We start from the raw sequence: 24,632 nt of genomic DNA, 5'->3' as shown, positions 1-24,632 counted from the left end.
CCGCCATCGCAGCCTGCCGCAGCTCCTACAGATTTCAAGCATTACTTGAAACGCCGCTCGACGCCTTTTTCCACCAGCACCTTGGCGGAGATTTCTTCTACGGAGAAGTGAGTGGAATTGATGTGCGGGATATTCTCGCGGCGGAACAGGCCTTCTACCTCACGCACCTCGAATTCGCACTGCGCATAGCTGGAATAGCGGCTGTTGGGTTTGCGCTCGTGGCGAATGGCTGTCAGGCGATCAGGGTCAATGGTCAGCCCAAATAACTTGTTGCGATGTTCCTTCAGCGCGTTCGGCAGTTGAAGGCGCTCCATGTCATCTTCGGTCAGCGGGTAGTTGGCGGCGCGGATGCCGAACTGCATGGCCATGTACAGACAGGTCGGGGTTTTGCCGCACCGGGAAACCCCCACCAGAATGATGTCAGCCTTGTCGTAGTAATGCGTGCGCGCACCGTCGTCGTTGTCCAGTGCAAAGTTGACCGCCTCGATTCGCTCCATGTAATTGGAGTTGTGACCGATTGAGTGCGATTTGCCCACCGAGTAGGAGGAGTGTGAACTAAGCTCTTGCTCCAGCGGGGCCAGGAAGGTCGAAAAAATGTCGATCATGAAGCCGTTGGACGTCGCCAGAATCTCGCGAATGTCCTGATTGACGATGGTGTCGAAGATGATCGGGCGCACATCGTCCTTGTCGGCGGCATTGTTGATTTGTTGTACCATCGCCCGCGCCTTTTCGACGCTGTCGATGTAGGGCCTGGTGAACTTGTTGAACGTAATGTTCTCAAATTGCGCTAGCAGGCTTTGGCCAAGGGTTTCAGCGGTAATCCCGGTGCCGTCGGAGATAAAAAAAGCAGATCGTTTCATTTGCGCCTTTGGCCTTAAGCTGGTGACGATTGTTGGATATCATAGGCGCGCTTGCGGGCCTGAGTGACTGGCATTCGCAACTTTTTCAAGGCTGGGCCCCGGTCTATGCCATAAAAACGTCAGGAACCACGCGGTAGCTGGTCCCGACCACTGAGCTTTTCCCAACAACAAACACAGTTAGTGGAGAGATCACCTTGGTAGAGTACGTAGTTTCCCTCGATAAGCTCGGCGTCCATGATGTGGAGCATGTGGGAGGCAAGAACGCATCCCTCGGCGAAATGATCAGCAACCTTGCCGGTGCTGGCGTTTCGGTGCCCGGTGGCTTCGCCACTACGGCCCAGGCCTACCGTGATTTCCTTGAGTTGAGTGGTCTGAACGATCAGATTCACGCAGCCCTGGACGCTCTGGATGTCGACGATGTCAACGCGCTGGCCAAAACCGGTGCGCAGATTCGTCAGTGGATCATGGAAGCCGAGTTCCCCGAGAAGCTTAACGCCGAGATTCGCACCGCCTTCGCCGAGCTGTCGGCAGGCAACCCGAACCTTGCCGTTGCCGTGCGCTCTTCCGCCACCGCTGAAGACCTGCCTGACGCCTCTTTTGCCGGTCAGCAGGAAACCTTCCTTAACATCCGTGGCGTCGAAAACGTCATTCGCGCGGCCAAGGAAGTGTTCGCCTCGTTGTTCAACGATCGCGCCATTTCCTACCGTGTCCACCAGGGCTTTGATCACAAGCTCGTAGCCTTGTCGGCGGGTGTGCAGCGCATGGTGCGCTCCGAGACCGGTACTGCAGGCGTGATGTTTACCCTGGACACTGAATCAGGCTTCCGCGACGTGGTGTTCATCACCGGCGCTTACGGCCTGGGTGAAACGGTGGTGCAGGGTGCGGTCAACCCTGACGAGTTCTATGTACACAAGGGCACCCTCGCTGCGGGTCGCCCGGCCATCCTGCGCCGAAACCTGGGCAGCAAGGCCATCAAGATGATCTACGGCGAAGAAGCCAAGGCCGGTCGTTCGGTGAAAACCGTGGACGTCGAGCCTGCTGAACGCGCGCGTTTCTGCCTGAGTGACGATGAAGTCGCAGAGTTGGCCAAGCAGGCGATGATCATCGAGAAGCATTACAAGGCACCGATGGACATCGAGTGGGCCAAAGACGGTGATGACGGCAAGCTGTACATCGTTCAGGCGCGTCCGGAAACCGTGAAAAGCCGCGCCCAGGCGAATGTCATGGAGCGCTACCTGCTCAAGGAAACCGGCACGGTGCTGGTGGAAGGCCGTGCGATTGGTCAGCGTATCGGCGCAGGCAAGGTACGGATCATCAAAGACGTTTCCGAGATGGACAAGGTCCAGCCCGGCGACGTTCTGGTTTCCGACATGACCGACCCGGACTGGGAACCGGTCATGAAGCGCGCCAGCGCCATCGTCACCAACCGTGGTGGCCGTACCTGTCACGCGGCGATTATCGCTCGTGAGCTGGGTATCCCGGCTGTTGTGGGGTGCGGTAACGCGACCCAGTTGCTGCAGGATGGCCAGGGCGTAACGGTTTCCTGTGCTGAGGGCGACACCGGTTACATCTTTGAAGGCGAGCTGGGCTTCGACATCAAGACCAACTCGGTCGATGCGATGCCTGAGTTACCGTTCAAAATCATGATGAACGTCGGCAACCCGGACCGGGCTTTCGACTTTGCCCAGTTGCCCAACGCCGGTGTCGGTCTGGCGCGTCTGGAATTCATCATCAACCGCATGATCGGCGTGCACCCCAAGGCGCTGCTCAATTACGACAGCCTGCCTCTGGATATCAAGGACAGCGTCGACAAACGCATCGCCGGGTACGACGATCCGGTGGGTTTCTATGTCGAGAAACTGGTCGAGGGCATCAGTACTCTGGCCGCAGCATTTACTCCGAAAAAGGTCATCGTGCGCCTCTCGGACTTCAAGTCCAACGAGTACGCCAACCTGATCGGCGGCAAGATGTACGAGCCGGAAGAAGAAAACCCGATGCTGGGTTTCCGTGGGGCTTCGCGTTACATCAGCGAAAACTTCCGCGATTGCTTCGAGCTGGAATGCCGTGCCCTCAAGCGTGTACGTGAGGAAATGGGCCTGACCAACGTCGAGATCATGGTGCCGTTCGTGCGCACCCTGGGCGAGGCCAGTCAGGTCATTGACCTGCTGGCGGAAAACGGTCTGAAGCGCGGCGAGAATGGCCTGCGCGTGATCATGATGTGTGAACTGCCGTCCAATGCCATTCTGGCCGAGGAGTTCCTGGAGTACTTCGACGGTTTCTCCATCGGCTCCAATGACCTGACTCAACTGACACTGGGCCTGGATCGCGACTCGGGCGTCATCGCGCATCTCTTTGATGAACGTAACCCAGCGGTGAAGAAGCTGCTGTCCAACGCCATTCAGGCGTGTAACAAGGCTGGCAAGTACATCGGTATCTGTGGTCAGGGTCCTTCAGACCATCCAGACCTTGCCCGCTGGCTGATGGATCAAGGCATCGAAAGCGTTTCGTTGAACCCGGATTCCGTGCTGGAAACCTGGTTCTTCCTGGCTGAGGCTCAGGCTCCGGTTTGATCTGACTGAGTGAAGCCCCGGTTCATTCACGTGAGCCGGGGCTTTTTTACGTTTACCATGGACGGTTTCCACACCGACCCTTGATTGTTTGAGCAATATGCAAAGCAGCAGCACTCTCTTTCCTGTCGCTCTGATCAGCGCCGAGCGTCGTGGCGATCTGGTCGAAGACGTATACCGCCTGAAGCCTGCCAACAGCCCTGACTACAGTGTCGAAATTGCCGTAACACGACTCGGCCTTGTGGCGCAGCCCGATGTTCGGGGTGTGCCGGTGATCCTCATGCATGGCAGCTTTTCAAACCGGCGCTTCTGGTATTCGCCTAAAGGCATCGGTCTGGGTGCATACCTGGCTCGCGCCGGTTTCGACGTCTGGATACCGGAAATGCGTGGGCACGGATTGTCGGCACGCAACGAAGCCTATCGCTACAACCGGGTTGCGGATTATGCGCGCTACGACGTGCCCGCCATCGCTGCGTTCGTTCGCGAGCAAAGCGGACAGATTCCGCACTGGATCGGCCACTCACTTGGCGGTACTACGTTAGCCGCGGCGTTGGGCGGGCAGTATCTCGGTCCACCGGGCGCGGCCTCTGTCGCCTTGTTCGGAAGTCAGGTCAGCCGCAATTACTGGCCATTGAAGATGCCGCCTGTGCAGTGGGCGGGCCGCTTGCTGCTCAAGCCGTTCGATCATATTTCCGGCCCGCGTTTCAAGCGCGGTCCAGAAGACGAGCCGATCGGGCTGGTGCTTGAAAGCATGCGTTGGCACGGCCTGTTCGGACGTTTCGGTGACAGGGAAACTGACTGGTGGGCTGGCTTGCCAGGTGTCGAAGTTCCTGTGCTCGCCGTAGCCGCGGTCGGTGATCATCAGGATCCGGTCTGGGCCTGTCGCAAGCTTTTTGATCAGGTGGGTTCGCAACAGCGCAAGTTCATCAGCCTGGGACGTGAACAGGGTTTCTCGCAAGATTTCGATCACGTACAGATGCTGGTCAGCAAAAATGCCCAGCGAGAGGTCTGGCCGCTGGTCATCGAATGGCTGAACGAAGGCTGCGTCCCTGTACAGGAGCTGTCGCAAACGCCGATGGCCGTGGGGGACTGAGCGCAAGGTGTTTCGCTGCTGCAGGCTAGCGATTAAGCTACGAGGCAATGCAGTTCAGTTAAAGGTCATGAAGCTGGCTACGTCCTGCTCTTATGAGCTACGGTTCATAGGCAGAGACCGACCCTTCGCTGACAGGAGTATCGCCATGCATTACCTCACGCCCGATTTGTGCGACGCCTACCCGGACCTGGTTCAGGTACTTGAACCGATGTTCAGTAACTTCGGCGGTCGTGATTCGTTTGGTGGTGAAATCGTCACCGTCAAATGCTTTGAGGACAATTCGCTGGTCAAGGAGCAGGCCGAGCTGGACGGGAAGGGCAAGGTTCTGGTCGTAGACGGCGGTGGGTCACTGCGCTGCGCATTACTTGGTGACATGATCGCCGAAAAGGCAGCACGCAATGGCTGGCAAGGTATGGTTATCTATGGCTGCATCCGCGATGTGGATGTGCTGGCGCAGACTGACCTGGGTGTCCAGGCTTTGGCCAGTCACCCGCTGAGAACACATAAGCGCGGTATCGGTGACTTGAACGTGGTGGTGACCTTTGCGGGTGTTACGTTCCGTCCCGGCGAATATGTGTATGCCGACAATAATGGCGTGATCGTTTCTCCCTCGCCTCTGAAAATGCCCGAATAAGCGAAGTATTGATGTTCGACGAGACAAACGCGCAGTGGGGGCTGGTTCATGCCCTCGTATTGGATGGTAAAGGCGGGGCGCGTTTTATCGCTCGGACCGAACTGGATGGCCTGCAATTGCAGCCGCATGAAAGTGTCTGGCTGCATTGGGATCGCGGTCATCCCCAGACTCACACATGGTTACGCACAGCCAGTGGGCTGAGTGAATTTGCCTGTGACTTGTTGCTCGAGGAAAACACCCGGCCACGCTTGCTGCCATTGCCTGACGAAAAACTGCTGCTGTTTCTGCGCGGAGTGAATCTCAACCCAGGGGCTGAGCCTGAAGACATGGTCTCGGTGCGGATTTTCGCCGCTGCCCAGCAGGTCATTTCTCTGCGTCTGCGCCCGCTGCGTGCCACCGACGAGTTGATCGAGCAGCTCAACGAAGGAAAGGGGCCAAAAACTGCATCTGAGCTGATTCTTTATCTCGCCCAGTACCTGACAGACAAGGTTCAGGCGCTGGTGGGTGACCTCACCGAATCGGTCGATGAAGAGGAAGAAAAGATAGACGCTGACGAGCGGTATACCCCCGAACATGGCGATATGCTCCATATTCGACGCCGCGCCGCGGGGCTGCGCCGTTTTCTCTCGCCGCAGCGGGAAATTTACGCACAGCTTAGTCGCAGCAAGCTGCCGTGGTTCGTCGACGATGACGCCGATTACTGGAACGAACTCAACAATAGCCTGACGCGTTACCTTGAAGAGCTGGAATTGACCCGCGAGCGAGTGGGGCTGGTGCTGGAGTCCGAAGACCGGCGGCTACGCGAGCGCATGAACCACACCATGTACCGCTTCGGCATCATTACCGGGATTTTCCTGCCCATGAGCTTTTTGACCGGTCTGCTGGGCATTAATGTGGGCGGCATTCCAGGCTCAGACAGCCCTTATGGTTTTTTGGTCGCCTGCGCATTGATTGCCGCGCTGGCTTTAGGGCAATGGTGGTTGTTCCGTCGGTTACGCTGGGTTTGATGGTTACAATTTTTAATGTTCGTCCAGGGGGCAGTTTGTGACTCACCCGGATTGGTTCACGTCTTCTCTGGATGTTACGAGAGGTGCCTATGCACGATCCGTTTGAAGAATCATTGCGCGACATGCTCAAGTCGTCGTCCTCCAGCCGGGATGATGACGCCTGCCTGGGGCGCGTATTGAAAACCGCCAATCGCCAAGTGGGCGCAGGTGTGTTGTTCAGTCTGCTGGGACGCTGGACCGAAGCGATGATGATCGCCTTGAACAATGGCTCAGCCCACGTTGCACCGGTTTCACGTCAAAAGAATTCTACCGCTCGTCCTGTCGATAAGGCTGATTGAACATGGAATTGGATCTCTGGACTCAGAGTCTGGTTGCCGCAATGACTGCATTGTGGACCAAAGTTGCAAATTTCATCCCGAATCTGTTTGGCGCACTGGTGGTCGTGCTGCTGGGTTTCGTGGTTGCCAAGTTGCTCGACACCCTGTTGTCTAAGTTGCTCGCCAAACTGGGCCTGGATCGTTTGATGGCAGGCACCGGCCTGACCAAACTGATCAGCCGTGCGGGCGTTCAGGTGCCGATCTCCACCCTGATCGGCAAGATTGTTTACTGGTTCGTCTTGTTGATCTTTCTGGTTTCGGCCGCTGAATCGCTGGGGCTTGAGCGTGTTTCTGCAACGCTGGACATGCTGGCCCTGTATCTGCCCAAGGTTTTTGGTGCCGCTCTGGTGCTGCTCGTCGGCGTACTGCTGGCCCAACTGGTCAACGGTCTGGTGCGTGGCGCGGCGGAAGGAGTAGGGCTGGATTACTCCGCAGGTCTGGGGCGAATCGCTCAGGGCCTGGTCATTATCATCAGTATTTCGGTGGCGATCAGTCAGTTAGAGGTCAAAACTGACCTGCTGAACCACGTGATTGTGATCGGTTTGATTACCGTTGGTCTGGCAATTGCGCTGGCCATGGGCCTGGGAAGTCGTGAGCTTGCTGGCCAAATACTGGCAGGGATTTATGTGCGGGAGTTGTATCAGGTAGGCCAAGAGGTGCGTGTTGGCGATGTCGAAGGGCAGATTGAAGAGATTGGTACGGTGAAAACCACATTGCTTACAGAGGACGGGGAGTTGGTTTCATTGTCCAACCGCGTCCTTCTGGAACAGCGAGTGAGCAGCCGTTAAGCGGCTAACCTGCTACTCTATGCCGCCACAAATTGCCGTTTCAATGGCAGTGGCGGCCATTGACCTGACTGTCGGCACGACTTGTTTTGAATAACCCTCAACCGCTATCGATGCGCTACGACCCCCGCGAGCTCTCTGATGAGGAGCTGGTTGCGCGCGCCCACGTCGAACTTTTTCATGTGACGCGGGCTTACGAAGAGTTGATGCGTCGCTATCAACGAACACTTTTTAACGTCTGCGCACGTTATTTAGGGAACGATCGCGATGCTGATGATGTCTGTCAGGAAGTGATGCTTAAGGTGTTGTATGGCTTGAAGAATTTCGAGGGTAAATCGAAATTCAAAACATGGCTCTACAGCATCACTTACAACGAATGCATCACGCAGTACAGAAAGGAACGGCGTAAGCGTCGCTTGATGGACGCTTTGAGTCTGGATCCACTTGAGGAAGCGTCGGAAGAAAAGGCGCCTAAACCTGAAGAACGGGGCGGACTTGATCGCTGGCTTGTGTATGTGAACCCGATCGATCGGGAGATTCTGGTGCTGCGATTTGTTGCAGAACTTGAATTCCAGGAGATCGCAGACATCATGCACATGGGCTTGAGTGCAACGAAAATGCGCTACAAGCGGGCTTTAGATAAATTACGTGAGAAATTTGCAGGCATTACCGAAACTTAAGTCGGTGCAAATATCTCTAACGAGCAGGCAAGTTCTGATAGACTTGCCGATGAGTTGTCCCCAGCGATGTGGGACTGCTTTACAATCACCAGATGGGGATTTAACGGATGAAACTGAAAAACACCTTGGGCTTGGCCATTGGTACTATTGTTGCCGCGGCATCTTTCGGCGCTCTGGCACAAGGCCAAGGCGCAGTCGAAATCGAAGGCTTCGCCAAGAAAGAGTACTACGACAGCGCCCGTAACTTTAAAAACGACGGCAACCTGTTCGGCGGCTCGATTGGCTACTTCCTGACCGATGACGTAGAAGTACGTCTGGGTTACGACGAAGTTCATAACGTTCGCAGTGACAGTGGCAAGAACATCAAGGGCTCCAACACTGCCCTGGACGCTCTGTACCACTTCAACAATCCGGGCGACATGCTGCGTCCGTACGTTTCGGCTGGTTTCTCTGATCAAAGCATCGGTCAAGACGCTCGCGGCGGCCGTAACGGTTCTACCTTCGCCAACATCGGCGGCGGTGCCAAGCTTTACTTCACTGACAACTTCTATGCCCGTGCTGGTGTTGAAGCTCAGTACAACATCGACCAAGGCGACACCGAGTGGGCTCCTAGCGTCGGTATCGGCGTAAACTTCGGTGGCGGCTCCAAGAAAGTTGAAGCAGCACCAGCTCCAGTAGCTGAAGTGTGCTCCGACAGCGACAACGACGGCGTGTGCGACAACGTCGACAAGTGCCCGGACACCCCAGCCAACGTTACCGTTGACGCTGATGGCTGCCCAGCAGTTGCCGAAGTGGTTCGTGTTGAGCTGGACGTGAAGTTCGATTTCGACAAATCCGTAGTCAAGCCTAACAGCTACGGCGACATCAAGAACCTCGCTGACTTCATGCAACAGTACCCACAAACCACCACCACTGTTGAAGGTCACACTGACTCCGTCGGTCCTGACGCTTACAACCAGAAACTGTCCGAGCGTCGTGCAAACGCCGTTAAACAGGTTCTGGTTAACCAGTACGGTGTTGGCGCTAGCCGCGTAAACTCGGTTGGTTATGGCGAATCCCGCCCAGTTGCTGACAACGCAACTGATGCTGGCCGCGCTGTTAACCGTCGCGTAGAAGCTGAAGTTGAAGCACAAGCTAAGTAATTAGCCTGCTTTACTCGCTTCAATAGCGGTGTAAAAGAGAAGCCCGGCTAATGCCGGGCTTTTCTTTGCCTGCGATTTACTCTGTACCTTCAAGCCATTTGACTGGCTGCTTCTTCCAGCACCGCAACATCCATTGCGCCTGCCACCTCTCCGATGACCAGAATGGCCGGGCTTTTCAGTTCGAAAAGGGCTGCGTCCTGCTGCATATCGGCCAGTGAACTCCGGCACTCTCTTTGCTGAGGCAGGGAAGCATTCTCGATCATCGCCACGGGCATGTTCAGTGACATCCCGCCACTGATCAGGCTCTCCCGTATTTCGCCCAGTTTTGCCACGCCCATGTACACCACCAGCGTTGTTCCTCCTTGTGCCAGTGCTTGCCAGTTCAATGTACTGTCGTCCTGAGTGTGAGCTGTCACCAGCGTCACGCCACGACTGACACCCCGCAAGGTCAGGGATATTCCACATTGCGTCGCGCCTGCAAGGCCTGCCGTGATGCCATTGACCAGTTCAACTTCGACCCCATGAGCACGCAGCCAATCGGCTTCTTCGCCGCCACGACCGAATATGCACGGGTCGCCGCCTTTCAGGCGCACCGCGCATTTGCCCTGACGCACGTAGCGCAGCATCAGGCGATGGATGAACGCTTGCGGTGTCGAGCGGCAACCGCCGCGTTTACCCACTGCAATGACGCGCGCAGTTGGGCAATGCTCCAGTACTGCGTTGTTGACCAGATCATCGATCAACACCACGTCGGCTTCGCGCAGTGCTCTTACGGCTTTGAGGGTCAGCAACTCTGGATCACCGGGGCCGGCGCCGACCAGCCAGACTTTTGCATTCATGCTATTCACCTCATTAGTTGATCGCGACGGTCGTCAGCAGTCGTTTGATTTCCGGCACGCAAGAGCCACACATGCTGCCGCAGCCGAGTTGGGTCTTGAGTTGAATCAGGTCCATACCTTTGGCGATGCCATCGCACACGGCGCTTTCACTGATATTCATGCAGTTGCACAGGGTTTTTCCGCTTGATGTTTTGCCTGCCCCAGAGCCTGGTGCGCGGCTTATCGGCGCGAGCAGCCAGCGACGCACCTCGTCGTCGATTTCTTGCCCGTCCAGCCACAGACTTTGCAGCCATTCTTTGGCAAGGGTTTCTCCGCATAACCGGATCGCGGTTATCCGGCCCTGGTCCAGGCGAATTCGCTTGCTGATGCCTTGGCGATTATCGTCATAGGCCAGCACCGGGCCGTGATCCAGCCCCAGCAGTTGGTCAATTCGATCCAGCAACTCTTGACCCGGCGCTTCGTGATTGGCTGCACGCAGTGTTAAGGCAGGACGCTCGCGGCCCGCAAGGTTCAGGCTGGTGTACGCAAACTCGTCGCATAACGAGCGCAACGCATCCAGACGGCGTTGCACGTCGCCTTCGATCAGGATGAATAGCCGCCACGGCAGGTCGACTTTGTCGATGCGCACGCCAGAGTGCTTCAGCTCAGGTTGCCTGGAAATCGGATCGAACGCTGGCTGGGTGAGTACGTTTACTCCGCCCTTCAGGAAACGATCTCCCCAGTGCATGGGGATGAAGGCATGGCCAGCCCGCAAGCCGTCATCGCTGCCAACGGGAACGATCACGCTGCCACGTCTGCTTTGCAGATTGACCAGATCACCCGCTTGCAGGCGGTAGCGATGCAGATCTTCCGGATGCAGGCTCAGTACTGCTTCACTCACATGGCCGAACAAGCGCGCAGCGGTGCCTGTGCGGCTCATACCGTGCCATTGATCACGCAGGCGGCCAGTGTTCAGGGTTAGCGGGAAGCGGCTGTCGCGTAGCTCTTTGGCAGCGATGTACGGCTCGCTGATGAATCGGGCTCTGCCTGATGCTGTTGGAAATACGCCATCCAGATACAGCCTGGCTGTACCGTTGGTGGCACCGACCGGGAATGGCCATTGCTGAGGCCCACGCTGATCAATGACGTCGTAGCTGATGCCGGACAAGTCCAGGTCGCGACCTTGGGTCAGTTGCTTGTATTCGTCGAACAGCGCCTGGGGCTGCTGGAAATCAAAAAGTGCAGCGGTATCAGGTTGCAGTCGAGCCTGGAGGCGTTGTGCGAAATCGACCGTGATTGCCCAGTCGGGGCGCGCTTCGCCAGGCGCCGCGACGGCTTTGCGCACATGGGATATACGCCGTTCGGAGTTGGTCACTGAGCCTTCTTTTTCGCCCCAACTGGCCGCAGGCAGCAGCAGGTCAGCGAAGCGGGCGGTTTCAGTGGTGCGAAAAGCTTCCTGAAGGACCACGAATGGGCACGCGCTCAAAGCCTCGCGAACACGAGTCTGATCGGGCAGCGATTGCGCCGGATTTGTGCAGGCGATCCATACGGCTTTGATCGTGCCGCTACGCATCTGCTCGAACAGTTCTATCGCTGACAAACCGGGAGTGGCGGGTAATGTATCGACCCCCCAGTACTGTGCGATTTCAGCCCGGTGTTCGGCGTTGGCTGCTTCCCGGTGGCCGGGAAGCAGGTTGGAGAGGCTGCCAGTCTCGCGACCGCCCATGGCATTAGGTTGGCCGGTCAGAGAAAACGGGCCGGCACCGGGGCGGCCTATTTGCCCGGTGGCCAGATGCAGGTTGATCAGCGCGCTGTTTTTGGCGCTGCCAGCAGTGGACTGATTCAAGCCCATGCACCACAGCGACAGAAAGCTGGGTGCCTGGCCGATCCATTGCGCGCATTCGCGCAGTTGTTGCAGCGAGATGCCGCAGGTCTGCGTGACCATTTGCGGCGAGTAGTGATGCACCAGGCTTTTCAGCTCGGCATAACCCTCGGTATGTTGCTCGATGAAATCCTGATCGACCCAGCCTTCCCAAAGCAGCAGATGCAGGATGCCGTGGAACAGCGCAACGTCTGTTCCGGGGTTAATCGCCAGATGCATGTCCGCCAGATCGCAGGTGTCTGTGCGCCGAGGGTCGATGACGATGATTTTCATCTCGGGACGCTGGCTTTTCGCTTCTTCCAGGCGTCGGAACAGGATCGGGTGGGCGTAGGCCATGTTGCTGCCGACGATCATCACACAATCGCTGAGCTCGATGTCTTCATAGCTACAAGGCGGTGCGTCTGCGCCCAGGCTACGTTTATAGCCCACCACGGCGGACGACATGCATAGCCGGGAATTGCTGTCGATATTGTTGGTGCCAACCAGAGCGCGCGCCAGCTTATTGAACGCGTAGTAATCCTCTGTCAGCAGTTGTCCCGAAATGTAGAACGCGACGCTGTCAGGTCCATGTTCGCGAATGGTTGTTGCGAAGACATTGGCGGCGTGATCAAGGGCGGCGTCCCAATCCGTAACGCTGCGTCCCAGCTGTTTGCTCAGGCGTAATTCCGGGTATAGCGCCCGTGCGCTTGGGTCACCAGTGAGGTGCAAGGTTGAGCCTTTGCTGCACAGCTTGCCAAAGTTGGCTGGATGCGTCGGGTCGCCTGTGACACCGATAATGTTGCGCCCGTCGTGTTCAATCAGCACGCCACAGCCGACCCCGCAATAGCAACAGGTGGATGCGGTGGTTTGCGTAATGGGGGCGGGCATACTGGTCAGGCGCATAACGCGGTATCCGTTTGCGATGGGCTCATTACACCGAACACTTCACCGAACATCAGTTGATCGCGAAGAGCGGTTATGGACTGCTGGCCGCGAATCAGGCGCAGGTACCAACCGCCGTCAGTGGTGTCGCCGTACAGGCACGCGCCCACCAGCAGATCGTCTTTGATCACCAGTTTTTTGTAGGTGCCGCTGAATGGGTCTCGCAGGATTATGGTTTCCGTGCCTTCGCCGCCCATGAAATCGCCAGCGGAAAACAGATCAATCCCGGTCACCTTTAGCTTGGTGGAGGTGACTGAACCCTTGTAACGGGCAAAGCCTAGTTGGGCGAGGTGGTTGGCGCAGACTTTGGCCTGCTCGAACAAGGGCGCTACCAGGCCATACGCAGTGCCGCGGTGACTGGCGCATTCGCCGATCGCGTAGATCCTCGGATCGTAGGTTTGCAACGTATCGTTGACCAGGATGCCCCGGTTGCAGGGCAATCCAGCCAGTTCCGCGAGTTCGGTTGCAGGGCGAATACCGGCAGCCATCACGACCAGATCGGCCGGGATAATGTCGCCATTTTTAAACTGCACGGCGTTGACCGCGCCTCGGCCGTTATCCTGTAATGCTTCGGTCTGTTCGTTCAAGCGAAAGTGCAGGCCGCGGGCCTCCAGCGCGCTTTGGAGTAATTGCCCGGCGGCTTTATCCAGCTGACGTTCCAGCAGCCAATTACCGATGTGCACGACCGTGACGTCCATGCCACGCATCTTGAGCCCGTTGGCGGCTTCGAGGCCGAGCAGGCCGCCACCGATCACCACCGCATGTTTTTGGGTTTTGGCGGTGTGGATCATGACTCGCGTGTCCGCGATGTCGCGATAACCGATGACGCCGTTCAAGGTGCTGCCCGGCATCGGTGGCATGAATGGCGTAGAGCCTGTAGCAATCAGCAGACGGTCGTAATGCGCTACCGTGCCGTCGTCGGCGATCACCTGACGTTTGGCCCGATCGATTTTCACTACTCTGCGATTGAGCAGAAGCTGAATGTTGTTGCCCAGATACCAGTCCAGGTCGTTGAGCACGATGTCTTCGAACTTCTGCTCACCTGCCAGCACCGGGGAGAGCATGATGCGGTTGTAGTTAGGGTGCGGCTCGGCGCCGAATACAGTGATGTCGTACAGTTCGTCGCTGAGCTTGAGCAGTTCCTCCAGCGTACGAACTCCAGCCATGCCGTTGCCAATCATCACCAGTTTGAGTTTTCTCATCTTGCCTCCGAGAAGCCCGCGAGAGGGTGCTCGACAAAATCTGCGCAAACAAAAAAAGGCGTCCCGCTAGTTAACTAGCGAGGACGCCTTTGTCCGGTCCCGTTCTCTCGGGAAGCTCAGCCTTCGTCTTTGAAGGCTGGAGCGATATGAGTTGCTTGAGGAAAGATATGCAGGGGGTGTGCCAGATAGAGTGTTGTCTGGTGGAGAAACTGTGGGAGCAGGGCTTGCCAGCGATAGGGCGGGACCCGGTTCACTTCATAGCGCGGTGCCCTTATCGCAGGCAGGCCCTGCTCCCACAGCGTCGCATTTTATCGGGGAGTATCACCTTGGTGCGCTATGCCCCGAACCGGGGCGATTTTGCTCAGTGACGCATCAGCCAAACGATGGCGATCAGATTCAGTAGCAGAGAAACCAGCGCCACCGTCCTCCAGACCTTTAGTGGTTCGCGTTCAAGCAGCGGTTGAGCGCGTTTCACCAGTGGACGGTGCTCCGCCTGTTCCAGTTCCAGTAGCCACTGTTCAGCAGTTTCGTAGCGCTGTTGCGGATCGGCCTGCAGTGCCTTGGACAGGTTGTGGTCCAGCCAGTCGGGCAGGTCGGGGCGATAGCGGCTGGCGGGGGTTGGTATACCGAAACGCCTATGCTGGAACGCTTCGATCTCGCCGTACGGGTAATGTCCGGTCAGCAGGTAATAAAGGGTCACGCCCACCGCATAAAGATCCTGGCGGGGAGTGGGCTCGTCGCCATTGAATGCTTCTGGTGCTATGAAGCTTGGCGTGCCCGGCAACTCGCCCGGTGTCAGCGTGGAAAGGCCGGGACAGTAGGCGAGGCCGAAATCCAGCAGACGTAATTCGCCGTCATCTTCGAGCAACAGGTTTTCCGGTTTGATATCCCTGTGAATAATATTCCGCCGGTGCAGCAAGCCGACTGCTCTCAATAGCTGCGTGGCATGCGCCAGCCATTGCGCCACGGACAGTTGGCCGTGCTCATTGAAAAGTTGCATCAGGCTGCGGCCTGAATGTTCACGCATGACGTAATACAGGTGCTGGCGATCAGGTACGGGATGGGTTTCAGGGAAAAAACGGCCCGCCACGCGCTTCAAAAACCATTCTTCGAGCAGCAATCCCTGGCCAGCGCCGGGTTCGTCATGGCGATTGCCGGGGAGCGTTTTCAGTAACCAGCGCTGATTGTGCTGGTCGGTGACCCGATAAAGCAGCGATTGCCGAGACTCCGCCAGCAACCCGTTAATCTGCCAGCCTTCAAAAGCCTGGCCAGTCTTTAAAGGAGGCGGCAATGGCCATTGTTGAAGCTGGATGAGAGCGTCGCCAAGGTCATCCTGACCCAGCGCGTCGACGCGAATCAGCACGGCACTGGCGTTGTCCTGACTACCGGCCAGATGTGCGGCGCTGACCAGCGTCTGCACGGCACGATCCAGATCCTCTTGCTCAGTGAGAATCGAACGAATACTCGCATCACCCAATGTTGCCCAGACTCCATCGCTGAGCAGTAGCAGGCGTTCGCCCTCGCGCAACTCGCCGTCCAGATAATCCATGACCAGGTATTGGTCCAGCCCCAGAGCACGTTTGAGCACATGCTGCATGTCTGGCTGTTCCCAGACGTGATCTTCACTGATGCGTTGCAGTTCTCCCGCATGCCAGCGATAGGCACGACAATCGCCTACGTGGGCGAGGGTGAAGCGCCGGCCCCGTAGCACCAGCACGCTAAGGGTGGTCAGCAAGCCATTGGCCTGCAACCAGCGATTCTGTGCCAGCAGCAACCGGTCAAGGGATTGAGCGACGCCCCAGGTTTCCGGCGTCGAATAGTAATCCAGCGCCAGCGCTTGCAAGGTGGATTGCGCCGCGAGGGCGCCATCCACGCATTGACTGACGCCATCGGCCAGGGCAAACAGATAGCCCTTACTGGCGGCAAGGGCCGGGGCCGGAGTCACCAGGCGCATAGCGTCCTGATTTTCCGCCCGCGGCCCGCTGGCGCTGAATTGAGCAACGCTCAGTCGCAAGCTCATCAATGACCTCAGACGCGTGCAGCGGTTACTGCTGCCGAGCCCCAGGTGGTTCTCCAGCGGCGCTTGACGTTAAGCAGGCCGAACCAGGCCAGTACGCCAAGAAATGCAAACAGCCACAGGCCTATCTGATAGTCGCCGGTGTGTTGCTTGATCGAACCCAGGCCGGCCGCGAGCAGGAAGCCGCCGATACCGCCCGCCATGCCGATCAGGCCGGTCATGACGCCGATTTCCTTGCGAAAGCGTTGTGGCACCAACTGGAACACTGCGCCATTACCTGCACCGAGACCGAGCATCGCGGCGACAAACAGCGCCAATGCGGCCCAAGAGCTGGGCAGATTGAAACCCACTGCTGCGATGCAGATTGCAGCGACGGCGTACATGCCTGCCAGGGTGCGAATCCCGCCGAAACGGTCAGCCAGCGCACCGCCCAATGGACGCATCAGACTGCCGCCAAACACGCAGGCTGCGGTGTAGTAACCGGCCGTAACCGGGCTGAGGCCATACTGGTCATTGAAGTAGCCGGGCAGGGCGCTGGCCAGGCCGATAAAACCACCAAAGGTCACGCTGTAGAAAAACATGAACCACCAACTGTCACGATCGCCCAGTGCTTTGAGGTAGTCGCTCATGGACTTGGGTTTGGCGCGTTCTGGAGCGTTACGTGCCATCAGCGAGAACGCGATCAGCGTCAGCACCAGCGGAATGACCGCAAAGCCGAACACATTGCTCCAGCCAAAGGCTGCCGCCAGTACCGGGGCAATCAGCGCTGCCAGCACCGTGCCCGAGTTGCCTGCACCGGCAATGCCCATCGCCTTGCCCTGATGCTCCGCTGGATACCACTGAGAGGCCAGCGGCAATGCGACCGCGAACGATGCACCTGCCACCCCGAGAAATACGCCCAGCAGCAACGCCTGCTCGTAGGTGTGAATGCCCAGATTCCAGGCCGTGAACAGGGCCAGAATCACAATGACCTGGCCGATGATGCCGGCGGTCTTCGGCGACAGCTGGTCTGCCACGATCCCCATCACAAAGCGCAGCAGGGCGCCCGCCAGGATCGGCGTCGCTACCATCAGGCCGCGTTGTTGGGTGGTGAGTTGCAGGTCGGTTGCGATCTGCACTGCCATTGGGCCGAGCAGGTACCAGACCATGAAGCTCAGGTCGAAATACAGAAATGCGGCGAACAGGGTCGGTTTGTGACCGGCCTTCCAGAAGCTTGTATTCATTGAACACCTCATCTGCAAAAAGGAGATCTGTCGGTTCAGGCACGGACCTGAGCCGTAACGGGCTTGAATCTTTAGAAACCTGCAGGTGGGCGTCCATAACCTCGGCAGCTCCACCAACTCCAGTCACTGGAGCCAAAACGCAAAAAACGCCGCAACCTGATTCGCGTTGGCGAAAGAGGTGTGCGACGTCTTTGTCGTAGAGTGGGGCAACCGCCGTTGGTTACCTGTGGTGATTAGCTAGCAAAAGCTGGGCCATCTAGAAAGACAGAGGGTTTATGGGAGTTGTTCTACGGTCCATCAAACTGCGCTGCCTCGAGCCAACCGGTGTATTTGTAGGAGCGCACGAGCACCGCGAGGCCGCGATGGCGATATATCAGGCAGGACGCCATCGCTGCCTCGCGGTGCTCGTGAGCTCCTACAGAAAGCTTTTAAATTCAATGGCATACATATAATTTGATAGGCGAAGAGCTTGTTCTGCTCCCGCAAATCCACAAAACTACGACTCACCCCAACAACTCACTCATCGCAATAATCTGCTCCGCGACCTGAATCAGCTTCTGCTGTCTACTCATGGCCTGGCGACGCATCAGGGTATAGGCCTCTTCCTCCTTACAATCTTTCATCTTCATCAGCAGGCCCTTGGCCAATTCAATGCGTTTGCGCTCGGCCAGTTGCTGGTCCCGTGCCTGAAGTTGTGCACGCAAGGCTTGATCGCTCTCAAAGCGGGCCATCGCCACGTCGAGAATCGGTTGCAGACGCTGGGCATGAATGCCCTCCACGATATAAGCACTTACCCCCGACTTGATGGCCTGGCGCATCACGCCCGGATCATGCTCATCGGTAAACATCACAATAGGGCGCGGCTGATCGCGACTGACCATCACCACCTGCTCCATCACATCGCGGCCAGGTGATTCGGTGTCGATCAGAATCACATCCGGGCGGAGTGCTTCAACCCGGGCGGGCAGGTCAATAATCAGCCCGGATTCGTCGATCACCTCAAAGCCCGCCTCACTGAGCGCGGCCTTCAGACGCCCGACTTTTTTTGCCGTGTCATTGATCAAGAGGATACGCAGCATAGTCATCAGCTCCTCATTGAGTCAGGTCGGCAGTTGCCGAACTGGCCAGCGCATGAAGCTTGAAGCTGCGCGCATAGCCTGCCGGATCAGAGCCGTCCCAGACCTTGCCGTCGATCAACTGGCTGCTGCGCATCGTTGTTGCCGGAACCTCGATGCCCAGCGCCTCGGCGGCCTGTCGGTACAGCGCCAATTGATGCACGCCCTTGGCGACATTGAGGTAGTCAGGATCCTCACGCAGCAAGCCCCAGCGCCGGAACTGAGTCATGAACCACATACCGTCGGACAGATACGGCAGATTGACTTCGCCATTGCCGTGGAAACGCAATGCATGGTGATCGTGCCACTGGTTACCCAGTCCGTCTCGATAATCGCCCATCAGGCGGGGTTCGATGTAGCTGGCGGGAGCATCGAGATAGTCCGCGCCACTGAGCAGTTGCGCGGTACTGCGGCGGTTTTCGTCGCTGGATTCGATGAAGCGACTGGCTTCCAGTACGGCCATGACCAAGGCTCGTGCCGCGTTCGGATTCTGTTCAACGAATTCACGGGTGCAGCCCAGCACTTTTTCCGGATGGTTCGGCCAGATTGCCTGAGTAGTGGCAAAGGTAAAGCCCAATTGCTGATCCACCGCACTGGCGCCCCAGGGTTCGCCCACACAGAAACCATCAATTCGACCGGCTTCCAGGTGCTCAACCATACGCGGCGGCGGGACCACCACACTGGTAACGTCCTGCAAGGGGTGAATACCCTGACTTGCCAGCCAGTAGTAAAGCCACATGGCGTGGTTGCCGGTAGGGAAGGTCTGCGCGAAGGTCAGCTTTGTGCCGCTTTGGTGCGCCTGGCGATCCAGTGCCTCAGGAGTGACCACGCCAGCGTCTTGCAGCGCACGCGACAGATTGATGCTCTGGCCATTCTGATTCAGCCCCATCAGCACGGCCATGTCGGTGGCTGCGCTGCCGCCAATCCCCAATTGAACCGCGTAAATCAACCCGTAGAGACTGTGGGCTGCGTGCAATTCGCCGCTGACCAGTTTGTCGCGCAGGCTGGCCCAGGAGGGTTGACGTTTGAGGTTCAGGCTCAGGCCATAAGGCTGGGCAAAGCCCTGTGTCGCGGCCACCACGATAGAGGCGCTATCGGACAAAGGCATGAAGCCGATGTCCAGACTGTTCATCTCTGGCGCATCGCTGCCAGCTACCCAGGCCAAGGGGTTTCGAGTGGGCTCGTTCATAAAGGTCATCTGTCCTCTGCCATGACGACTGCGGGTGAACCTGTGATTTCCGGTTCGGGCTGGCAGGAATTTTCCATAAAAAAAGCGTCGTTCAATCCTTCGCAAAAGCAAAGACGGAACGACGCCGTTGTCGATGCAGGATGCCATCGTTGGCGCGCTGCTATTAGCTTAAGCCAAGCAAGCGATATGCCAGTGTCATGCTCACCTAATCGTGGCATAGGTATCTAGACTGCTTTCAAGTCGTGTACCTCGCTGTCGCTCGGCCGACGTGGTTTGACGGGGCGCCTCAGATCAAAAGCAAAGCGAATACAGCGGTTACACCCCGAACCGCTAGGAGCGAACTTGTTCGCGAGACGTCCGCAAATCCAACAAAGGTCTCGTCTGACACACCGCTTCGCAGCCTTCGGCAGCTCCTACAGTTGTGCAGTAAACCCAAGAATCAGGTCGGCTGTCAGGCCGCCGCGCTTTTGATTTTGATCTGCGGGCGGGTACACCGGGCACCAGCGAGGTGCCGAGTGGTGGGGTAAAAGACTTTTGCTTACTTTTGGCTGGGCCGGCTTCCGGCGCAAAAGTGAGGCGCCGTAAGGGCGCAACCAATATCAGCCCTGACCGCGGTAATGGATATGTACACAAAGAATCGCTGCATGAATGATGTGCATATACCTATGCTAATCACAGCATCACAATCGATCAGTTCATGCAAAAGCCTGCAGGCATGCCTCGCACGCAATCGCTCAGACGTCTATAATCGCCGCCCTGAATTCAGCTTCTTACGAGCCGCGCCCGCCCATGTATAACCTGGCCCGCCAGTTACTGTTCAAACTTTCCCCGGAAACTTCCCACGACCTGTCGCTGGATCTGATTGGCGCTGGTGGCCGGTTGGGTATCAATGGCCTGTTGAGCAAGGCTCCGGCGCGTCTGCCGGTTAATGTCATGGGGCTGGATTTTCCTAATCCAGTCGGGCTGGCTGCTGGTCTGGACAAGAATGGCGCCGCCATTGACGGCTTCGCCCAGCTGGGCTTCGGCTTTGTTGAGATCGGTACGGTCACTCCCCGTCCTCAGCCCGGTAATCCGAAGCCGCGAATTTTCCGCTTGCCTCATGCTGAAGCGATCATCAACCGCATGGGCTTCAACAACCTGGGTGTCGACAACCTTGTCGCCCGGGTTCAGGCCGCCAGCTACAAAGGCATTCTGGGTATCAATATCGGTAAAAATTTCGATACGCCGGTCGAGCGCGCGGTAGACGACTACCTGATCTGTCTGGATAAGGTTTACGCCCACGCCAGCTATGTAACGGTCAATGTGAGTTCGCCAAACACACCCGGCCTGCGCAGCCTGCAGTTCGGCGATTCGCTCAAGCAACTGCTCGAAGCATTACGCATTCGTCAGGAAGCGCTGACCCGGATGCACGGCAAACGAGTGCCGCTGGCTATCAAGATTGCACCGGACATGACCGATGAAGAAACCGTGCTGGTAGCAGCGGCACTGATCGAGTCGGGCATGGATGCAGTGATCGCCACCAACACCACCCTGAGCCGCGAAGGCGTCGAAGGTTTGCCGCATGGTGACGAGGCGGGCGGTCTGTCCGGCGCTCCGGTTCGTGAAAAGAGCACCCACACCGTCAAGGTGCTGGCTGGCGAACTGGCCGGGCGTATGCCGATCATTGCGGCGGGCGGGATCACCGAAGGCAAGCATGCGGCTGAGAAAATCGCTGCGGGTGCCAGTCTGGTGCAGATCTACTCCGGCTTTATCTATAAAGGCCCGGCGCTGATTCGTCAGTCAGTAGATGCGATCGCCGCCATGCCTAAACGCCAGGACGTGGCTGACTCCTAAAATCCGCCGATAAAAAAAGGGGCTCCATATGGAACCCCTTGGGCTTGCGCCCGGCGCCCGGATGGGACGCTTCTGGTTTGAACTGCTTTCAGAGATTTGATGGACTGGTCGGAAATTACCTGATTATCCGACCGCGTGAAGTTCGTTGAGTCTGTGGATTCCCGCAGTGCCGGTCATACCGTCCCAGTTGTCGCCGCGTCCTTCTCGCCAGCCATTGATCCAGGCTTGGCGCACCGACGGTAGAGTAAAAGGGCAAAGCTCACGGGATTTACCATGAACGCCGTACTGATATCCGCGTAAAAATGCTCTTTCCAACGGATCACGCTTAAGTCTTCTCATAGGGTGTTGCCCTCGTTTGTTGACTGTTATGTCCCTGAGACCTCATGTCGAGGTCGGGCAGAAATTTTCTGCCGTTGGTACCCGCTGCCGGCGTCGCGGGCTTTAGTGTTCTCACCGTTGCGGTGACAACCTGTGGTGATTTCTAACCAATGGATCGAACGCTGTGAATGACCGTTTTGTCATAAGCACGTCATATTTGTAATAACTGGAACATAAGCAAAGATGTGTTTCAAACTTGATTATTTGTGCAGCCCTGCTCCTGTAAGGCTTGTGACGAGTGTTGAGACCGCTTCGCAACCGCAGATGATGGCGGCTTGCAAGCACGCGTCATTCGACGAAGGGTCGCGATGTGACTTTTTATTACCGTCGTTGTCGTGCTGAATAGTAATTTTTAAATGTTCCCTGGCCATGATGGTCAGGGGATGACTGCCTTGGTGACATACGTTCACAGGGTGGTCAGGCACAAGTTGTGTGCCACGCAGGCGTTCTCCAAGAAAGACGTCTGTTTTAAATCTGGTCGGGCAATGCGTTGCCCGCCGCTTATGGCTCAGGCCCTGGAAGACTCATGTCGGACCGTTACGAACTTTTCCTCACTTGCCCTAAAGGCCTGGAAGGGCTGCTTGCCGAGGAAGCCACTGCGCTTGGCCTCGAGGAAACCCGCGAACACACCTCGGCCATCAGGGGCAGTGCCGACATGGAGACTGCCTACCGGCTTTGCCTCTGGTCGCGTCTGGCCAACCGCGTCCTGCTGGTCCTGAAGCGTTTCCCGATGAAGGACGCGGAAGACCTGTACAACGGCGTCCTGCATGTCGACTGGCACGACCATCTGGAGCCGGATGGCTCGTTGGCGGTTGAATTCAGCGGTCATGGTTCGGGCATCGACAACACCCATTTCGGCGCCTTGAAGGTCAAGGACGCCATCGTCGACAAGTTGCGCATGCCAGACGGTTCGCGTCCTTCAGTGGACAAGCTGAACCCGGATCTGCGTGTGCACCTGCGTCTGGATCGCGGCGAGGCGATTCTGTCTCTGGACCTGTCTGGCCATAGCCTGCACCAACGTGGCTATCGTCTGCAGCAGGGCGCAGCGCCATTGAAAGAAAACCTGGCTGCCGCGATTCTGATTCGTGCGGGCTGGCCGCGCATTGCTGCTGAAGGCGGCGCGCTGGCTGACCCGATGTGCGGCGTGGGCACTTTCCTGGTCGAGGCGGCGATGATCGCTGCCGACATCGCGCCTAACCTCAAGCGTGAGCGCTGGGGCTTTTCTGCATGGCTTGGGCATGTACCAGCGTTGTGGCGCAAGTTGCATGACGAAGCGCTGGAGCGGGCCGAGGCTGGTCTGGCCAAACCACCACTGTGGATTCGCGGCTATGAAGCTGATCCGCGTCTGATTCAGCCCGGTCGTAACAACGTCGAGCGGGCGGGACTGAGTGAGTGGATCAAGATTTATCAGGGTGAAGTAGCGACATTCGAGCCGCGTCCGGATCAGAACCAGAAAGGTCTGGTCATCTGTAACCCTCCATACGGCGAACGACTGGGCGACGAAGCGAGCTTGCTGTATCTCTATCAGAACCTGGGCGAGCGTTTGCGCCAGGCCTGCCTGAACTGGGAAGCTGCGGTGTTCACCGGCGCGCCGGATCTGGGCAAGCGCATGGGGATTCGCAGTCACAAGCAATATGCTTTCTGGAACGGTGCCTTGCCGTGCAAGTTGCTGCTTATCAAAGTCCTGCCCGACCAGTTCGTGACGGGCGAGCGTCGCACGGCCGAACAGCGTCAGGTTGAGCGTGAGCAAGTCGAACCGGAAGACACCAGCCAGCTGGTCACGCCAGGCAAGTACGAGAAGTACAACAAGAACGGTAACCCGATCAAGCCGGCCCCAGTGGTTGTCGAACAGCCGCGCCTGAGCGAAGGCGGGCAGATGTTTGCCAACCGCCTGCAGAAGAACCTCAAGTTGTTGGGCAAATGGGTGCGTCGTGAAGGCATCGATTGCTATCGCGTGTATGACGCCGACATGCCTGAGTATTCTCTGGCTATCGATTTGTATCAGGACTGGGTTCACGTTCAGGAATACGCAGCGCCAAAGTCCATCGATCCGGAAAAAGCTTCTGCCCGTTTGTTCGATGCCCTGGCAGCGATCCCTCAAGCGCTGAATGTCGACAAGAGTCGCGTGGTGATAAAGCGCCGCGAACGTCAGAGCGGTACCAAACAGTATGAGCGGCAAAGTGCTCAGGGCCAGTTTGTTGAAGTCAATGAAGGTGGCATCAAGCTGCTGGTCAATTTGACGGATTACCTGGACACCGGTCTGTTCCTTGATCATCGTCCGATGCGCATGCGTATCCAGCGTGAAGCCGAGGGCAAGCGGTTCCTCAATCTGTACGCCTACACCGCAACAGCCAGCGTGCATGCGGCCAAAGGCGGTGCGCGTAGCACCACCAGTGTTGACCTGTCCCGGACTTACCTCGATTGGGCGCGTCGCAACCTGTCGCTGAATGGCTTCTCTGACAAAAACCGTCTTGAGCAGGGCGATGTCATGGCCTGGCTGGAGGCCTGCCGTGAAGAGTACGACCTGATCTTTATCGATCCACCGACCTTCTCCAACTCCAAGCGTATGGAAGGGATTTTCGACGTACAACGTGATCAGGTGCAGTTGCTTGACCTGGCCATGGCTCGCCTCGCGCCAGGTGGCGTGCTGTACTTCTCGAACAACTTCCGCAAGTTTGTCCTCGATGAAAACCTTGCACAGCGTTATGCCGTGGAAGAAATCACTGGCCAGACCATTGATCCTGACTTCGCCCGCAACAGCAAAATCCACAGGGCGTGGAAGATCACAGCCAAATAATCGGCTCGACGAGCATCGATCCGTTCGCATTTGTGACGGATCGATGCGCAAATGGGGCAGGCTCAGGCTAGGCAAACTACTGGCGAATAGCTATAACTGAGCTACAGCCAGC

Annotated in this window: 18 protein-coding genes and 1 pseudogene; 10 read left to right on the top strand and 9 right to left on the bottom strand. The window is 57.4% G+C overall.

Annotation, left to right across the window (positions count from 1 at the left end):
* Nucleotides 1-41: 41 nt before the first annotated feature.
* Nucleotides 42-860, bottom strand: coding sequence for a posphoenolpyruvate synthetase regulatory kinase/phosphorylase PpsR (gene ppsR / locus ACYASS_RS20070; RefSeq protein ID WP_243247272.1), 819 nt, complete (start codon nucleotides 858-860; stop codon nucleotides 42-44).
* Between the two features lie 194 nt (nucleotides 861-1,054).
* Between ppsR and ppsA the strand changes: the two genes are divergently transcribed.
* The 8 genes from ppsA (at nucleotide 1,055) to ACYASS_RS20030 (ending at nucleotide 9,145) form a co-directional block, all read left to right on the top strand.
* Nucleotides 1,055-3,430: a phosphoenolpyruvate synthase gene (gene ppsA, locus ACYASS_RS20065; RefSeq protein WP_122664587.1), complete on the top strand. Its 2,376-nt coding sequence runs from the start codon at nucleotides 1,055-1,057 to the stop codon at nucleotides 3,428-3,430.
* 97 nt (nucleotides 3,431-3,527) lie between these two features.
* On the top strand, nucleotides 3,528-4,520 hold the full coding sequence (locus tag ACYASS_RS20060) for an alpha/beta fold hydrolase (protein WP_463587402.1): 993 nt from the start codon (nucleotides 3,528-3,530) through the stop codon (nucleotides 4,518-4,520).
* 145 nt (nucleotides 4,521-4,665) lie between these two features.
* Nucleotides 4,666-5,154, top strand: a complete 489-nt coding sequence (rraA, locus tag ACYASS_RS20055; protein WP_463587401.1) for a ribonuclease E activity regulator RraA — start codon at nucleotides 4,666-4,668, stop codon at nucleotides 5,152-5,154.
* A gap of 11 nt (nucleotides 5,155-5,165) precedes the next feature.
* Nucleotides 5,166-6,161: a zinc transporter ZntB gene (locus tag ACYASS_RS20050; RefSeq protein WP_463587400.1), complete on the top strand. Its 996-nt coding sequence runs from the start codon at nucleotides 5,166-5,168 to the stop codon at nucleotides 6,159-6,161.
* An 89-nt stretch (nucleotides 6,162-6,250) separates the two neighbouring features.
* Nucleotides 6,251-6,499 (top strand): CrfX protein, encoded by a 249-nt coding sequence (locus tag ACYASS_RS20045; RefSeq protein WP_122664583.1) that lies wholly within the window; start codon nucleotides 6,251-6,253, stop codon nucleotides 6,497-6,499.
* 2 nt (nucleotides 6,500-6,501) lie between these two features.
* The gene (locus ACYASS_RS20040) at nucleotides 6,502-7,326 is read left to right on the top strand and encodes a mechanosensitive ion channel family protein (protein WP_463587399.1); all 825 of its coding nucleotides are present in this window, start codon (nucleotides 6,502-6,504) and stop codon (nucleotides 7,324-7,326) included.
* An 86-nt stretch (nucleotides 7,327-7,412) separates the two neighbouring features.
* On the top strand, nucleotides 7,413-8,003 hold the full coding sequence (sigX, locus tag ACYASS_RS20035) for an RNA polymerase sigma factor SigX (protein ID WP_463587398.1): 591 nt from the start codon (nucleotides 7,413-7,415) through the stop codon (nucleotides 8,001-8,003).
* A 107-nt stretch (nucleotides 8,004-8,110) separates the two neighbouring features.
* Nucleotides 8,111-9,145, top strand: coding sequence for an OmpA family protein (locus ACYASS_RS20030; protein ID WP_099268666.1), 1,035 nt, complete (start codon nucleotides 8,111-8,113; stop codon nucleotides 9,143-9,145).
* Nucleotides 9,146-9,234: 89 nt separating this feature from the next.
* On the opposite strand, the gene cobA is transcribed toward ACYASS_RS20030, so the two are convergent.
* The 7 genes and pseudogenes from cobA to ACYASS_RS19995 form a co-directional block, all read right to left on the bottom strand.
* Nucleotides 9,235-9,984, bottom strand: coding sequence for a uroporphyrinogen-III C-methyltransferase (gene cobA / locus ACYASS_RS20025; protein ID WP_463587397.1), 750 nt, complete (start codon nucleotides 9,982-9,984; stop codon nucleotides 9,235-9,237).
* A 13-nt stretch (nucleotides 9,985-9,997) separates the two neighbouring features.
* A complete protein-coding gene (locus ACYASS_RS20020) occupies nucleotides 9,998-12,727 on the bottom strand; it encodes a nitrate reductase (protein WP_463587396.1) in 2,730 nt (909 codons plus the stop codon).
* A 41-nt stretch (nucleotides 12,728-12,768) separates the two neighbouring features.
* Nucleotides 12,769-13,968, bottom strand: a pseudogene (locus ACYASS_RS20015) (NAD(P)/FAD-dependent oxidoreductase); the annotation flags it as partial.
* 361 nt (nucleotides 13,969-14,329) lie between these two features.
* Nucleotides 14,330-15,988 carry a protein kinase domain-containing protein gene (locus ACYASS_RS20010; protein WP_463587395.1) on the bottom strand — a complete coding sequence of 553 codons (1,659 nt, stop codon included), beginning with the start codon at nucleotides 15,986-15,988 and terminating at the stop codon, nucleotides 14,330-14,332.
* Between the two features lie 8 nt (nucleotides 15,989-15,996).
* The gene (locus ACYASS_RS20005) at nucleotides 15,997-17,208 is read right to left on the bottom strand and encodes a nitrate/nitrite transporter (protein WP_463587394.1); all 1,212 of its coding nucleotides are present in this window, start codon (nucleotides 17,206-17,208) and stop codon (nucleotides 15,997-15,999) included.
* Nucleotides 17,209-17,711: 503 nt separating this feature from the next.
* Nucleotides 17,712-18,287 (bottom strand): ANTAR domain-containing response regulator, encoded by a 576-nt coding sequence (locus ACYASS_RS20000; protein ID WP_122664634.1) that lies wholly within the window; start codon nucleotides 18,285-18,287, stop codon nucleotides 17,712-17,714.
* A 13-nt stretch (nucleotides 18,288-18,300) separates the two neighbouring features.
* Complete coding sequence (locus ACYASS_RS19995) at nucleotides 18,301-19,512, bottom strand: CmpA/NrtA family ABC transporter substrate-binding protein (protein WP_463587393.1); 1,212 nt, start codon at nucleotides 19,510-19,512, stop codon at nucleotides 18,301-18,303.
* Between the two features lie 789 nt (nucleotides 19,513-20,301).
* On the opposite strand from ACYASS_RS19995, the gene ACYASS_RS19990 reads away from it, so the two are divergent.
* A complete protein-coding gene (locus tag ACYASS_RS19990; RefSeq protein WP_463587392.1) occupies nucleotides 20,302-21,345 on the top strand; it encodes a quinone-dependent dihydroorotate dehydrogenase in 1,044 nt (347 codons plus the stop codon).
* A gap of 123 nt (nucleotides 21,346-21,468) precedes the next feature.
* On the opposite strand, the gene rmf is transcribed toward ACYASS_RS19990, so the two are convergent.
* Nucleotides 21,469-21,684, bottom strand: a complete 216-nt coding sequence (gene rmf, locus ACYASS_RS19985) for a ribosome modulation factor (RefSeq protein WP_002553055.1) — start codon at nucleotides 21,682-21,684, stop codon at nucleotides 21,469-21,471.
* Between the two features lie 565 nt (nucleotides 21,685-22,249).
* Here rmf and rlmKL point away from each other — a divergent pair.
* On the top strand, nucleotides 22,250-24,520 hold the full coding sequence (gene rlmKL, locus ACYASS_RS19980; RefSeq protein WP_463587391.1) for a bifunctional 23S rRNA (guanine(2069)-N(7))-methyltransferase RlmK/23S rRNA (guanine(2445)-N(2))-methyltransferase RlmL: 2,271 nt from the start codon (nucleotides 22,250-22,252) through the stop codon (nucleotides 24,518-24,520).
* Nucleotides 24,521-24,632 lie beyond the last annotated feature (112 nt).

It is taken from the genome of Pseudomonas sp. HP_14, assembly GCF_055283875.1.
This window is presented reverse-complemented; position numbering and strand designations above follow the sequence as displayed.

Excerpts from the sequence above, each read along its gene's own strand:
- ACYASS_RS20030 (WP_099268666.1), top strand. The coding sequence starts at position 8,111 with ATGAAACTGAAAAACACCTTGGGCTTGGCCATTGGTACTATTGTTGCC.
- cobA (WP_463587397.1), bottom strand. The coding sequence starts at position 9,984 with ATGAATGCAAAAGTCTGGCTGGTCGGCGCCGGCCCCGGTGATCCAGAG.
- ACYASS_RS20020 (WP_463587396.1), bottom strand. The coding sequence starts at position 12,727 with ATGCGCCTGACCAGTATGCCCGCCCCCATTACGCAAACCACCGCATCC.
- ppsR (WP_243247272.1), bottom strand. The coding sequence starts at position 860 with ATGAAACGATCTGCTTTTTTTATCTCCGACGGCACCGGGATTACCGCT.
- ACYASS_RS19990 (WP_463587392.1), top strand. The coding sequence starts at position 20,302 with ATGTATAACCTGGCCCGCCAGTTACTGTTCAAACTTTCCCCGGAAACT.
- rraA (WP_463587401.1), top strand. The coding sequence starts at position 4,666 with ATGCATTACCTCACGCCCGATTTGTGCGACGCCTACCCGGACCTGGTT.
- ACYASS_RS19995 (WP_463587393.1), bottom strand. The coding sequence starts at position 19,512 with ATGAACGAGCCCACTCGAAACCCCTTGGCCTGGGTAGCTGGCAGCGAT.
- ACYASS_RS20005 (WP_463587394.1), bottom strand. The coding sequence starts at position 17,208 with ATGAATACAAGCTTCTGGAAGGCCGGTCACAAACCGACCCTGTTCGCC.
- ACYASS_RS20000 (WP_122664634.1), bottom strand. The coding sequence starts at position 18,287 with ATGCTGCGTATCCTCTTGATCAATGACACGGCAAAAAAAGTCGGGCGT.
- rmf (WP_002553055.1), bottom strand. The coding sequence starts at position 21,684 with ATGAGAAGACTTAAGCGTGATCCGTTGGAAAGAGCATTTTTACGCGGA.
- ACYASS_RS20050 (WP_463587400.1), top strand. The coding sequence starts at position 5,166 with ATGTTCGACGAGACAAACGCGCAGTGGGGGCTGGTTCATGCCCTCGTA.
- ACYASS_RS20060 (WP_463587402.1), top strand. The coding sequence starts at position 3,528 with ATGCAAAGCAGCAGCACTCTCTTTCCTGTCGCTCTGATCAGCGCCGAG.
- rlmKL (WP_463587391.1), top strand. The coding sequence starts at position 22,250 with ATGTCGGACCGTTACGAACTTTTCCTCACTTGCCCTAAAGGCCTGGAA.
- ACYASS_RS20040 (WP_463587399.1), top strand. The coding sequence starts at position 6,502 with ATGGAATTGGATCTCTGGACTCAGAGTCTGGTTGCCGCAATGACTGCA.
- ACYASS_RS20045 (WP_122664583.1), top strand. The coding sequence starts at position 6,251 with ATGCACGATCCGTTTGAAGAATCATTGCGCGACATGCTCAAGTCGTCG.
- ACYASS_RS20010 (WP_463587395.1), bottom strand. The coding sequence starts at position 15,988 with ATGAGCTTGCGACTGAGCGTTGCTCAATTCAGCGCCAGCGGGCCGCGG.